Annotated in this window: 15 protein-coding genes; 14 read left to right on the top strand and 1 reads right to left on the bottom strand. The window is 73.3% G+C overall.

The features are described from left to right. The first annotated feature begins 32 nt into the window (after positions 1–32). Positions 33–713, top strand: coding sequence for a hypothetical protein (locus tag DFQ13_RS17420; protein ID WP_110080586.1), 681 nt, complete (start codon positions 33–35; stop codon positions 711–713). Positions 714–719: 6 nt separating this feature from the next. On the opposite strand, the gene DFQ13_RS17415 is transcribed toward DFQ13_RS17420, so the two are convergent. Next, complete coding sequence (locus tag DFQ13_RS17415; RefSeq protein WP_110080585.1) at positions 720–1580, bottom strand: helix-turn-helix transcriptional regulator; 861 nt, start codon at positions 1578–1580, stop codon at positions 720–722. 102 nt (positions 1581–1682) lie between these two features. Here DFQ13_RS17415 and DFQ13_RS17410 point away from each other — a divergent pair, with 102 nt between their 5' ends. From DFQ13_RS17410 to DFQ13_RS33895, 13 genes are all read left to right on the top strand, one after another. Further along, positions 1683–2426: an SDR family oxidoreductase gene (locus DFQ13_RS17410; RefSeq protein WP_219994502.1), complete on the top strand. Its 744-nt coding sequence runs from the start codon at positions 1683–1685 to the stop codon at positions 2424–2426. A gap of 103 nt (positions 2427–2529) precedes the next feature. Further along, entirely contained in the window at positions 2530–3387 is an 858-nt protein-coding gene (locus DFQ13_RS17405; protein WP_110080584.1) for a hypothetical protein, read from the top strand. Positions 3388–3532: 145 nt separating this feature from the next. Then, the gene (locus tag DFQ13_RS17400; RefSeq protein ID WP_084176343.1) at positions 3533–4162 is read left to right on the top strand and encodes an HNH endonuclease family protein; all 630 of its coding nucleotides are present in this window, start codon (positions 3533–3535) and stop codon (positions 4160–4162) included. A gap of 101 nt (positions 4163–4263) precedes the next feature. Beyond that, positions 4264–4515: a hypothetical protein gene (locus DFQ13_RS17395; RefSeq protein ID WP_052021897.1), complete on the top strand. Its 252-nt coding sequence runs from the start codon at positions 4264–4266 to the stop codon at positions 4513–4515. Between the two features lie 189 nt (positions 4516–4704). Continuing rightward, positions 4705–5967 (top strand): phosphoribosylamine--glycine ligase, encoded by a 1263-nt coding sequence (gene purD, locus DFQ13_RS17390; protein ID WP_110080583.1) that lies wholly within the window; start codon positions 4705–4707, stop codon positions 5965–5967. A gap of 111 nt (positions 5968–6078) precedes the next feature. Then, positions 6079–6507, top strand: a complete 429-nt coding sequence (locus tag DFQ13_RS17385; protein WP_110080582.1) for a PE domain-containing protein — start codon at positions 6079–6081, stop codon at positions 6505–6507. Further along, positions 6500–7129, top strand: coding sequence for a DUF3558 domain-containing protein (locus DFQ13_RS17380; RefSeq protein WP_110080581.1), 630 nt, complete (start codon positions 6500–6502; stop codon positions 7127–7129). Before DFQ13_RS17385 ends, DFQ13_RS17380 begins: the two co-directional genes overlap by 8 nt. Positions 7130–7138: 9 nt before the next feature. Next, a complete protein-coding gene (locus tag DFQ13_RS17375) occupies positions 7139–8473 on the top strand; it encodes a PPE domain-containing protein (protein ID WP_035288517.1) in 1335 nt (444 codons plus the stop codon). Between the two features lie 2 nt (positions 8474–8475). After that, on the top strand, positions 8476–9252 hold the full coding sequence (locus tag DFQ13_RS17370) for an ESX secretion-associated protein EspG (RefSeq protein ID WP_110080580.1): 777 nt from the start codon (positions 8476–8478) through the stop codon (positions 9250–9252). A gap of 73 nt (positions 9253–9325) precedes the next feature. Next, the gene (locus DFQ13_RS17365) at positions 9326–9628 is read left to right on the top strand and encodes a hypothetical protein (RefSeq protein ID WP_110080579.1); all 303 of its coding nucleotides are present in this window, start codon (positions 9326–9328) and stop codon (positions 9626–9628) included. A 9-nt stretch (positions 9629–9637) separates the two neighbouring features. Next, the gene (locus tag DFQ13_RS17360; RefSeq protein WP_110080578.1) at positions 9638–10783 is read left to right on the top strand and encodes a WXG100 family type VII secretion target; all 1146 of its coding nucleotides are present in this window, start codon (positions 9638–9640) and stop codon (positions 10781–10783) included. Between the two features lie 16 nt (positions 10784–10799). Then, the gene (locus DFQ13_RS17355) at positions 10800–11954 is read left to right on the top strand and encodes a pyridoxal phosphate-dependent aminotransferase (protein WP_181400030.1); all 1155 of its coding nucleotides are present in this window, start codon (positions 10800–10802) and stop codon (positions 11952–11954) included. A 41-nt stretch (positions 11955–11995) separates the two neighbouring features. After that, positions 11996–12166, top strand: coding sequence for a hypothetical protein (locus DFQ13_RS33895; RefSeq protein ID WP_035288528.1), 171 nt, complete (start codon positions 11996–11998; stop codon positions 12164–12166). The last annotated feature ends 91 nt before the right edge of the window (positions 12167–12257 follow it).

Here is a 12257-nt window from a genome sequence, read left to right as displayed (position 1 = left end):
GCCGGTAACTGAGACTAGACCAGGAGACAACCGTGAGCGCACTCGTGCTGGCCTGCGGAAACGCGACGACCACCGCGCGCCCGGACGCGCTCACCGTGCGTCACGGGCTTGACCTGGTCGAACTGCCCGAACGGCCCGGCCGGGGGGCGCTCGACCCGGTGCTGAAGTCGTTCTCCGGGGACCGGCTCGTGGTGCACGGCACCGACGCCGACCTGGCCGCCGTCGTGCTGCGGCTGATGCGGACCGACCGGCTCGGCGCGGTCGCCGTCGGCTACCTGCCGGTCGACCCGGACGGGTCGCGGGTGGTGCCGCTGTGGGGTCTGCCACGTGACCGGGAGCGACTGGCCGCGGCCGCCGTCTCGGGGGAGGTCGACCCGTTCCCGCTGATCCGCGACGACGCGGGCGGGGTCCTGGTCGGCGGCGGGGTCGTCGACCAGCCGCAGGGCGTGGCCTACTGCGACGACGAGACGGCGCTGCGCGGGCGGGCGAAGCGGATCGAGGTCGCCCCCGACCCGGACGGCGGCCCCGGCCTGGTCGCCAGGGTCACCCGGGGCGGCCTGTTCGCCAAGAAGGTGAGCACCCACCACGGCCGGGCGTTCCAGATCGGCTGCCTGCGCACCCGCTTCGAGCGCGACGGCGTGCCCACGGACGCGGCCAAGTGGACCTGGTACCGGCACACCGAGGACCTGCGCGTGGCTCGCGGCCTCCTCTGAGCCCACTCACGCCCGGTCGGCGGTGAGGTCCTGGGTGCCGAGCACGCCCAGCAGTTCCAGCTTGCCGACGGTGTCGGTGCCCGCGGTGGGGGTGAACCACAGCAGCCGCTGGCGGCCGTCCTCGCTGAACAGGTTGAGGCAGTCGACCTCCAGGAGCCCGAGCACGGGGTGGACGAGCCGCTTGCGGTCGTTGCGCCGGAAGGCGACGTCGTGCTCGGCCCACACCCCGGCGAACTCCGCGGACTCGGCCAGCAGCGCCTCGACCATGGCGGCTGCCTCGGGATCGGCGGTGTCGCGGCGGGCCGCGGCCGCCCGGAGGTCGGCGGCCAGGACGCGGCCCTGGGCGTCGTGGTCCTCGCGCGGGTACAGGTCGCGGGCGGCCGGGTCGGTGAACCACCGGTAGACGAGGCTGGCGCCCATGCCGCGCAGGCCCGACTGGTCGCCGGTCAGCGCGACCGCGAGCGGGTTCTGCACGAGGGTGACGTGCAGGTCGGTGATGACCTGCGCGGGGGTGCCGTCGAGCCGGTCCAGCAGGCTGAGCATCCCCGGGTGGACGTGCGAGGCGGCGCCGCCCTGGACGGGGACCGGGCGGTTCGCCAGGTGGTGGAGGTGGTCGCGCTCGTCACCGGAGAGGCGCAGGGCGCGGCTGAGCGCGGCCAGCATCTGCTCGGAGGGCTGGGCGCCCGCACCCCGCTCCAGCTCGGTGTAGTACTCCACCGACGCGCCGGTCAGTTGCGCGACCTCGTCGCGGCGCAGGCCGGGGACGCGCCGCCGCGGACCGTGGGGCAGGCCCACGTCGGCCGGGCGAATCCGGTCGCGCCGCGACCGCAGGAACGCACCCAGTTCGGCGTACTTCGGGCTGTTCACGAGGACCAGTCTGCCCGCGGGCGCGGCCCGGACCCAGGGGTTGCCGTCCCCACCACGGGCAGCCCCTGCCAGACCGGGCCGGGAGCGCGCATCGTGGACCCCGTGAACACCACCACCACAGACAGGGTCGCGATCGTGACCGGCGGTTCCCGGGGCATCGGGCGCGCGGTCGCCCTCGAACTCGCGGGCAGGGGCCTGCCCGTCGTCCTCGCCTTCGCCGGGAACCGGGCCGCCGCCGAGGCCACCGTCGACGACATCACCGGGGCGGGCGGCCGGGCGCTCGCCGTCCAGGCCGACGTCGCCGACGCCGACGCGGTCGCCGAGGTCTTCGACACCGCCGAGCGCGCGTTCGGGGGTGTGGACGTGGTCGTCCACGCGGCCGGGCGGATGGTGCTCTCCCCGATCGCCGACCTCGACCTCGACGCGTTCGACGACCTGCACCGCACCAACGTCCGGGGCACCTTCGTGGTCGCCAAGCAGGCTGCCCGCCGCACCCGGCCGGGCGGGTCGCTGGTGACCTTCTCCACCTCCGTGCTCGGGTTGCGGTTCCCCACCTACGGGGCCTACGCCGCGAGCAAGGCGGCCGTGGAGGCGCTGACGCTGATCCTGGCCCGGGAGCTGCGCGGCCGGGACGTGACGGTGAACGCCGTGGCACCGGGCCCGACGGCGACCGAGCTGTTCCTCGACGGCAAGGACGAGGAGACCGTCGCCGGGCTCGCGCGGCAGGCACCGCTGGAGCGGCTGGGCACTCCCGAGGACATCGCCGCGGTCGTCGCCTTCCTCAGCTCGCCCGAGGGCCACTGGATCAACGGGCAGGTCGTGCGCGCCAACGGCGGCATCGTCTGACGCTCCGCGAGTGCACTGTCGTTGACCATTCGCGCACCACTGCTGTCGCCGGTGGGGAATTTGCGGGGTACTGGCCTCCCCAAGTTGCAGCGAAGGAGGCGCAGTGAAGCGGATGACGTGGGCGCTCGGCCTGGTGGCCGCCGCCGCGATCGGGGTGGCGGTGGCACCCGAGGGTGCGGCCGCCACCGCCGACACCATCTCCACCGACCGGTCGACGGTGCGGGAGTACCCGGGGCGGCTGGTGCTGGCCAACGCGGTCAAGGGCGACAGGGCGGAGGTGACCGCCCACTGCGGCGACTGGGTGCGCATCCGGGTGACGACCGCGCACGCCATGGCGACCCCGGTCGGCTGGGTGCTGCGCTCGAACCTGACCAGGGCGTCGCAGTCCGGCGGGCTGGCCGGGGTGCCGGAGCGGTGCGGCACCGACGCGGACCGCTGGCGGGACTGGGTGGGGGCGATCAACGCGCCGTTCCACTCGCTGCGGAAGGTGACCGAGGGCGGCACGACCGGGTGGCGGCGGATCACCTTCGGCACCCGGGTGACGCTCACCGCGGGCGAGCAGTGCACCCCGTCGCTGAACTACACCCGGCGCGACGGCGCCGACGACGTGGTGGACCCCGCCCAGCGGGTCGACCTGGACCTGAGCAAGGTGTCGTACCGGTACGTGACGCAGGACGGTTCGGTCGCCCTGGTCAGCGCTCCCCGGGCGGGCGGCAGCACCTACGGCGTGTGGTCGTTCGTGCCGTCGTCCTGCGTGCAGCCGAAGGACCGCCCGACGGTCTACTTCGACGAGCCGGTCATGCAGCTACGCGACATCAGCGGGCTCAGCACCGGCACCTCGTACTCCGACGCGACCATCCGGAGCCGGGGCTGCACGGCCGGGCTGCTCAGCCCGTCGCGGCCCCGGTTCGGGTTCTGGCCGGACCCGGAGCCCGCGAACCGGCCCGCCTGCCCGGTGTGACCAATTGCCAGTTGGACCCGACAGTGATCCGGAGCTTCTACATTCGGTCGTTGGAGTGTCACTCAGAGGTATGACGCACTCCACCTGACCCCGACAGGGTCAGTCCCGTCCCTGTCGACCCTCCACCCCTGCCACCGGAGGAAGAATGTCGAAGCTCCGGGCGCTGTTCGGCGCCCTGCTGTTGTCCACCGGCCTCCTCGTCGGCTTCGCGGGCACCGCCGCCGCGACGCCGCCGGGCATCCCGAGCGAGGCCACCGCGCGCTCGCAGCTCAGCGCCCTCACCGTCGCGGCGGCGGGCTCGATGACCGGGTACTCGCGGGACAAGTTCCCGCACTGGATCACCATCTCCGGGGCGTGCGACACCCGCGAGACGGTGCTCAAGCGCGACGGCACGAGCGTGGTCACCGACTCGTCCTGCGCGGCGACCTCCGGCCGCTGGTACAGCCCCTACGACGGCGCGACCTGGACGCTGGCGTCGGACGTCGACATCGACCACATGGTCCCGCTGGCCAACGCGTGGCGCTCGGGCGCGGCGTCGTGGACCACCGCCAAGCGCCAGCAGTTGGCCAACGACCTGAGCGCGCCGCAGTTGCTCGCGGTCACCGACAACGTCAACCAGTCCAAGGGCGACCAGGGCCCGGAGAGCTGGAAGCCGTCGCTGACCTCGTACTGGTGCACCTACGCCAAGGCGTGGACGACGGTGAAGTACAAGTACGGCCTGAAGGTCACCTCGGGGGAGAAGTCGGCGCTGCTGACCATGCTCGACCGCTGCTGACCGAGGTGCGGGGGCCCGCGTCGCGGGCCCCCGCACCCGTTCGGTCCGCCGCGGAGTTCCGAACCCGCGGGGAAGGCGGCGCCGTCGGACATGCTGGGCACATGCTGAACGAGTACACCTCCCCGCTGAGCGCGGGCCCCGGCCTGATGACCGAGGAAGCGGGCGTCGTCACCGGCGACCTCGAACTGCGCACGGTGAGCACCACCGACGGCGTGGTCACCGCCAAGGTCCGCTACGCGGGCGCCGACGAGTGGTACCGCCTCCGCGGCGGCCAGTGCAAGCTCACCGACCCGGCCGACCACGCGGCGGTGCACTCGCTGCTGGCCGGGGTCCTGAACCGCCCCGCGGGCTGATCCGTCGCGCCTGCCCCTCCGTCCAGGATCACCGTCGGCCGCGTCCCCGTCCCGGGACGCGGCCGAGGTGCGTCCTCCCCGGGAACACGGCCGCCGCCGATCCGGGCTGACGGCGACCGGAGGCGGGTGGAGCGCGAACCGGGCACTCGATTACCGCCGTTCGGCGCACAGCCTCTACGCTCGCTCCTCGTGCGTGTCCTGGTGATCGGGTCTGGCGCCCGCGAGCATGCCCTGGTCCTCGCCTTGTCGAAGGACCCCGAGGTGGTCGCGCTGGCGTGCGCGCCCGGCAACGCCGGGACGGCCGCGCTGGCGGAGACCCACGGGGTCGACGCCGTGGACCCCGCCGCCGTGGTCGAGCTGGCCGTGCGGTGGAAGGCCGACCTCGTCGTCATCGGGCCGGAGGGGCCGCTGGTGGCCGGGGCGGCCGACGCGGTGCGCGCGGCGGGCGTCGCCTGCTTCGGGCCGGGTTCCGAGGCGGCGCGGATCGAGGGGTCGAAGGCGTTCGCGAAGGACGTCATGACCGCCGCGGGGGTGCCGACCGCGCACAGCGAGGTCGTCGACAACCCCGCCCGCCTCGACGCCGCCCTGGCGCGGTTCGGGCCCACCTGGGTGGTCAAGGACGACGGGCTCGCCGCGGGCAAGGGCGTCGTGGTCACCAAGGACCTGCGGGCCGCCCGCGCCCACGCGATGACGCTGCTCGACGGCGGGCACCCGGTGCTCCTCGAGTCGTTCCTCGACGGCCCCGAGGTCTCCCTGTTCTGCGTGGTCGACCCGGCCGGGGCCGTGGTGCCGCTGCTGCCCGCCCAGGACTTCAAGCGCGTCGGCGACGGCGACGCCGGGCCCAACACCGGCGGCATGGGCGCCTACACCCCGCTGCCCTGGGCGCCCGACGGGCTGGCCGACGACGTGGTCGAGCGCATCGTGCGCCCGGTCGTCAACGAGATGGCGCGGCGCGGCACCCCGTTCTCCGGGCTGCTGTACGCGGGCCTGGCGATGACCTCGAAGGGGCCCGAGGTGATCGAGTTCAACTGCCGCTTCGGCGACCCGGAGACGCAGGCCGTGCTGGCCATGCTGCGCAGCCCCCTGTCCACCCTCCTGCACGCCGCCGCCACCGGCACCCTCGCCGCCCACCCGCCGCTGGAGTGGGAACCCGGCTCCGCCGTCACGGTCGTCATCGCCGCCGACGGCTACCCCGGCCGCCCCCGCACCGGCGACGTCATCACCGGCGCCGAGGGCGAGGGCGTCCTGCACGCGGGCACCCGCCGCCGCGACGACGGCGCCCTGGTCTCCGCCGGCGGCCGCGTCCTCGCCGTCGTCGGCACCGGCCCCGACCTCCGCACCGCCCGAGCCGATGCCTACCACCGCGTCGACGCCGTCCACCTCCCCGGCTCCCACCACCGCACCGACATCGCCCTCCGCGCCGCCGACGGCGAGATCACCCTCCCCGGGTAGCGGGAACCGCGGCCGGGTTTTCTCCGTCAAAGTTCAGGTAGGCCCTACCAGCACGTTGGTAGCCTGCAACCGGAGATGACACGGTCACGATGAGTACCGGGGGTGCGTGACATGGATGCCAACCCACTCGGGGCACTGGGCGGTGTGGTCAGCGGTCTGCTCGGCGGCGCCGCCAACCTGCTCGACAACCTCACCCACGGCACGGCCCCGTCCAGCGGCGGCCACTTCGTCGTCAACCACGACAACGTCCTCGCCGCCGCCAAGATCATCCAAAGCCAGGTGGACGAGCTGACGGACACGTTCGACAGCGCCCGCAACGACCTCCAGGTCGTGCCGCCCGGTGATGACGAGGTGTCCCGACGGATGGCCGAGGCATGGAACGACATCCTGCTCCGGAATGACGACTCCTACTCCGTCCGGGTGCGCGAGTACATCGAGGGCCTGACCAACCTGGTCAGCCAGCTCAAGGCCACAGCGAAGGACTACGGCTACAACGAGGAGCAGATCACCTCCGCGCTCGGGGGCTCCCACGTTGTCTAGTCGACTGCGCCTGTCCGCGTCGATCGCCGCCCTGGCGCTCGGCGCGGTCGCGTGCACCACCAGTGAGAACGGCACCCCCACTGCCCGGGAGACCACGCCGAGCGGACCCCCCTCGGTTTCGGCGACCACCCAACCGCCCCCGACGGTGGACATCCCGGCGCGGCCTGCCGAACTCAAGATCGACTCGATCGATCCGTGCACGCTCATGGCCAACGACCAGCTCAAGCAGTTGAAGGTGAATCGCACCCGATCAACCGTCAACAAGAGTGAAGTGTTCTCCGGCTCCAAAGAGTGTGTCCTGGACGTCACCGAGCAGTCGTCGATCTACCACTACCGGCTCACCGCCGTGACGACCGAGGGCATCGGGCCGTGGCTGACCGGGAAGCGCAATGTCGAGGCCAAGTTGGTCATCGTCGGTGATTACGGTGCCGCGCAGTTCTTCATCCCGGGCGAGGGACCAAACCCTGACAATTGCACCACATCGATTGATGTTGCTCCAGGTCAACAGCTGATGGTCAGCACGGACCCGATCAGCCTGCGCGTGTTCACCCAGGAGCAGTTGTGCCAGATGAGTCAAGAGGCCGCGGGGCTCGCCCTCGCGACCCTGCGGGCTTCGAGGTGAGGGGCTGACATGGCGAACGACTACGGACTCGGCGACCTGCGGTTCCAGGGCTACAGCTACCAGGCCCTCGCCGCCCAGCTCGACGCGTTGCGCGGCGGCCCCGGCTCGGACAGCCTCGACCGGGCCGTCGGGGCGCTCAAGCGGATCGCCGACGGCCTGGACCAGACCGATCGCACGCTGCGCCAGGAGTTGGCCAAGATCGGCGTGGAGTGGGAGGGCGACGCCTCGCAGCGGGGGCAGGAGGCGACCAAGGCGGCGAGCGTGTACGCCGAGGACGCCGGGACCCGGGCGGGGGCGACCGGTGCGAACGTGGGTGAGCAGGGTGCGGTCTTCGACTCCACCAGGCACGCCGCGCCCCAGGGCGGGGAGTTGCGCGGGCCCACCCAGACGGGGTTCCTCGACGACCTCGCGGGCACGTTCGGCTACACCACCGACAACGCGCGCAGGGTCGAGGAGACCCGGGCCGCGCACGACGCGGCGGCGGCGGCGATGAACGACTACAGCCGGGGCAGCCAGTCGGCCATCGGGGGTGCGCAGGCGCTGCCCGTGCCGCCCGGGTTGGACCTGGTGGCGCAGCCCGCGCAGCACCTCGGGGGCACGTCCGCGCAGAGCTTCACCGGCAACCCCGGTTCCTTCACCCCCTCCGGTGCCGCGGGGGCCCCCGGTTCGCCGGGCAGCGTGGGCCTCGCGGCCGGGAACCAGGCGGGGGTGTTCTCCGGCGTCAACGGTGGCGGCGGCCCCGGTGGCAGCGGTTCCGGTGGGGCCGGGGGCAACAACCTCAACAACCCCGGCAACTTCAACAACCCCGGTGGTGTCAACTCCCCGCCCGGGAACGGCAACCCCGTCGGCAACGGGCGGATCGCGGGCATCGGGCCGACCGGTGGTTCCCCGGGCGGGTTGGCGCCCGGTGGTGGTGGCCTGGGCGGGCTCCGCCCCGGGTTCGGCCCGGGGTTCGTCGACGGGGTGGCCACGGCCGCGGGCATCGCCGGTGCCGGTGGGGCCGGTGCCGGGGTCGGGTCCGCGCTGGAGAAGGACCGGCTGGTCCGCGGGGGCGGCGCCAAGGGCGTCGCCGGTGCCGCGGGTGTGGACGGGTCCGAGGCGCGCAACAACAGGTCGGCGATCGCCGGGGCTCCGGAGGAGGAGGCCAGGGCGGCGCGCAACGCCGAGCGGCTGGGGGGGACGCGCGGTGGGCGCGGTTCCTCGCTGATGTCGCCCGCGGCGGCCGGGGCCGGGGCGCCCGGGGAGGACGACGACGAGCACGTGCGCAAGTACGGGATCGACTCCGAGGACGTCTTCGGTGACGAGCGGCTCGTGGTGTCGCCGGTGCTGGGCCAGGACGACTGAGCTTGTCCACCGGTGCCACGACCACCACAGTGCTCTCGGCGCTGGAGTTCGACGTCGCGTGGGAGGCCGAGCGGTTGCCGCGCAGGCACGTGGCGGTCGACGTGCCGAGCCCGGGGACGACCCACACCGAGCGGGCCGGGTTGGTCGAGGGCGCGTTCGCCTCGCTGGAGCGGCGGGGGTTGGTCGAGCGCGGGCGGGTGGTGCCGGAGCTGGCCGACCGGCTGAGCCTGCTCGCCCACCCCAGGCTGTCGGTGGACAGTTGGGTGTGGACGGACCGGCAGATCAAGGCCCTCGCGGTGACCTCGGGCGAGCAGGCGCTGCTCGCCGCGGTGGACCGGGAGGAGGTGTGGTTGATCCCGACGCGGGCGACGGCGGTCGCCGAGGCGGCGGTGTCGATCGCCGGTGAGGTCCCGGCCGGGCCGGGGCGGTCGGTGAGCCTGCCGACCGAGCTGCTGCTCGACGCGGACCGGGCGGCCGGGGGCAACCCGCAGGGCATGGTCACCACGCTGTACCAGGGCGGCGTCCTGCTGTCCGACGCCCAGGAGCTGGTGAGCATGGTCGCCGGGATGCGGGTGCGCGGGCAGCTCGGGGTGGAGCGGGTGGGCCGCGACCAGCGGCGCAGGCGGGCCGACCGGGTGGTGTCCTTCCACGACACCGAGGCGGGCCGGTACGTCTACCTGACCAGGCCGAGCAACGACGGTCGCATGTGGAGCACCATCACCCCGGCGGACAACGCCCGCCTCGCCGGGTGCGTGTGGGAGTTGCTCGAAGAGGTCTGAACCGGTGGGGAACCGACCCGCCGCGGTCCCCGTCTGAGGTCCCAGCACCGAACTGCTCGGAGGGGGTCGGACCGTGACCGGCGTGGACTACAACCTGCAGGCGATCGAACAGTGCCGGGCCGCCGTGGCCGGTCAGGCCGGGCCCATCGCGGCTGCGGGCGACGGCCTGCCGCTCGACGTCGACGCGGGCGCGTTCGGGCGGCTGCCCGCCTCGGCGGCGCTGGCCGACGCGGTGCGGGCGCTGGCCACCGCCGCGGGCACCGAGCTGGACCGGGCGGGCGCGCTGCTCGGCGGCGTGGACCGCGCCCTGGACTCCATCGGCACCTCGGTGGCGGGCACCGAGCGGGCCGCCACCCAGTCGCTGACGACGGCCTAGGGGGAACCGGTGACCGCGAGGGATTCGGCCGCGGGCCTGGGCGGGGTCGCCGCCCGGCTGGCCGCGGGCGCGGACGGGCTCTACTCGGCCCAGCCCGAGGTGATCGCCGACCTGGGCAGGCGGTTCAGCGCCGCCGGTGCGGCCGCCGCCGACTCGGTGGGCAAGCTCGACGGGTCGGTGAAGCAGCTCGACGGCGCCTGGCAGGGCGCCTCGGCCGACGCGTTCGTCGGTTACATGGGCACCTTCGGCACCGCGGGCAGGTCGCTCAACGACGCCCTCACCGCCGCCGCGGGCGACCTCGGTGCCGCCGCGACCGGCGTCCAGGGCGCCAGGGAGGCGCTGGAGGGCATGTTCGGCGAGCTGTACGACAACGCCACGAGCTGGATCGACGCGCACCCGGACGCCACCCCGGAGGAGCGGCGCCAGTACGTCGACGGCCTGGCGGGCGCCTACAGCGGCCGGGTCGGCGAGCAGTTGGACCAGGCCGACCAGGCCCTCAACGCCGCCGCGACCGCCCTCGGGGGCAGGCTCGACGCGGTCGACCCCAGGTTCTCCACCATCCCGGAACCGGGCGGTCAGGCCTTCACACCGGGCCCGGGCCGCACCATCGAGTGGACCCCCACCCCGGTCGAGGTCGAGGACGGCACGACCCCGTCCTCAGCGGCTCCGTCCAACGCCCAGCCCGCCGCGAACCCCCAGAGCGGCAGCAGCGGCGGTTCGGACAGCGGCGGCGGGAGCGGTGGTGGTGGCGGTGGCGGCTCCGGCCCCAGCGGTCCGCCCCCGGCGACCAAGCCGCCGGGCGACGTCCAGGAGTGGATCAGGCAGGCGATCGCCGAGCTGCGCGCCCGGGGGATCGACGTCTCCGACGCCGACGCGCAGACCATCTGGGAGATCATCCAGCACGAGTCCGGCGGCAACCCCAATGCGATCAACAACTGGGACTCCAACGCCGCCAAGGGCACCCCGTCCAAGGGGCTGATGCAGACCATCGACCCCACCTTCGAGTCCTACAAGCTGCCCGGCCACAACGACATCTGGAACCCGGTGGACAACATCTGCGCGGGCGTCAACTACGCGATCCAGCGCTACGGCTCGCTGGCGAACGTCCCCGGCATCAAGGCCACCCACGGCGGCGGCGGGTACGTCGGGTACTGACGCATAGGGTGCGGACATGCACCCCCTGAAGGTCGCCGCGCGTGCCAACGTCCCGCCGTTCTACGTCATGGACGTGCTCTCGGCGGCGAACGCGCGGCAGCGCACCCACGGCGACGTGGTGTCCTTCGCCGCGGGTCAGCCGTCGACCGGGGCGTCGCGGGCCGTGCTGGAGGCGGCGCGGGCCGCGGTGGGCGCCTCTGGCCTCGGGTACACCGAGCAACTGGGCATCCCGGAACTGCGGGCGGCGATCGCGGGGCACTACGACCGCTGGTACGGCCTGGTCGTCGAGCCGGACGACGTGGTGGTGACGACCGGGTCCAGCGGCGGGTTCCTGCTGGCGTTCCTGTCCGCGTTCGACGCGGGCGACCGGGTCGCGCTGACCCGCCCCGGCTACCCGGCCTACCGCAACATCCTCTCCGCCCTGGGCTGCGAGGTCGTGGAGCTGCCGTGCCTGCAACCGACGGTGGAGGTGCTGGCCGAGGCGGGGCCGCTGGACGGGTTGATCGTCGCCAGCCCGGCGAATCCGACCGGGACCGTGCTCGCCGCCGCCGACCTGGCGGGCATCGCGGGCTGGTGCGCCGAGCACGGCGTCCAGCTCGTCAGCGACGAGATCTACCACGGCATCTCCTACGGCGCCGAGACCGCGACGGCGTGGGCGTCCGCCCGCGAGTCCATCGTGGTCAACTCGTTCTCCAAGTACTTCGGCATGACCGGCTGGCGGTTGGGCTGGCTGCTGGTGCCGCCCCGGCTGCGGCACGCGGTGGCCTGCCTGACGGCGAACTTCACCATCTGCCCGCCAGCGCTGTCGCAGCACGCCGCCGTCGCCGCGTTCGCCGAGGAGACCTACGCCGAGCTGGACGCGCACGTGGCCCGCTACGCCACCAACCGCGGCCTGCTGCTCGACGGCCTGGCGCGGCTGGGCATCACCGGGGTCGCCCCAGCCGACGGCGCGTTCTACGCCTACGCCGATATCTCGCACCTGACCACCGACTCGATGGGCTTCTGCAAGCGGCTGCTGGCCGACACCGGGGTCGCGGTGGTGCCCGGGATCGACTTCGACCCGGTCGACGGGGGCCGGTCGATCCGCTTCTCCTTCGCGGGCGCCACCGAGGACGTCGTGGAGGGCCTGCGCAGGTTGGAGCCCTGGTTGGGAACGTTCGGCACCCGCTGACCGTTGCAATGGACGAGCGTCGGTTCGGGGAGGGACACGCAATGGTTCTCAAGATCATCGGTGCGATCATCGTCATCTGGATCGCCTTCAGCCTCATCGGCTTCATCTTCAAGGCGATCGGCACGCTGCTGGTCGTCGCCGCCGTGGCCACGGTCGGCGTGCTGGCCTACGGCGCGATCAAGGGCAAGGCGGGCCGGGGCCAGATCCGCTAGGGCCTGTCCTCAAAGCCGGTCGGGTTGATCTGCTTTGATCTTGTGCCGTGGTGCGCAGGCATGAGTTGACCGATGAGCAGTGGCAGGTGGT

The sequence above is a fragment of the Actinokineospora spheciospongiae genome (genome assembly GCF_003182415.1).
In the GTDB taxonomy this organism is placed as follows: domain Bacteria; phylum Actinomycetota; class Actinomycetes; order Mycobacteriales; family Pseudonocardiaceae; genus Actinokineospora; species Actinokineospora spheciospongiae.
The sequence above is the reverse complement of the archived record's forward strand: the minus strand, read 5'-3'. Positions and strand labels throughout refer to the sequence as shown.

Coding starts and splice junctions, on each gene's coding strand:
- DFQ13_RS17400 (WP_084176343.1), top strand. CDS start 3,533: ATGTCGAAGCTCCGGGCGCTGTTCGGCGCCCTGCTGTTGTCCACCGGC.
- DFQ13_RS17395 (WP_052021897.1), top strand. CDS start 4,264: ATGCTGAACGAGTACACCTCCCCGCTGAGCGCGGGCCCCGGCCTGATG.
- DFQ13_RS17385 (WP_110080582.1), top strand. CDS start 6,079: ATGGATGCCAACCCACTCGGGGCACTGGGCGGTGTGGTCAGCGGTCTG.
- DFQ13_RS17375 (WP_035288517.1), top strand. CDS start 7,139: ATGGCGAACGACTACGGACTCGGCGACCTGCGGTTCCAGGGCTACAGC.
- DFQ13_RS17355 (WP_181400030.1), top strand. CDS start 10,800: ATGCACCCCCTGAAGGTCGCCGCGCGTGCCAACGTCCCGCCGTTCTAC.
- DFQ13_RS33895 (WP_035288528.1), top strand. CDS start 11,996: ATGGTTCTCAAGATCATCGGTGCGATCATCGTCATCTGGATCGCCTTC.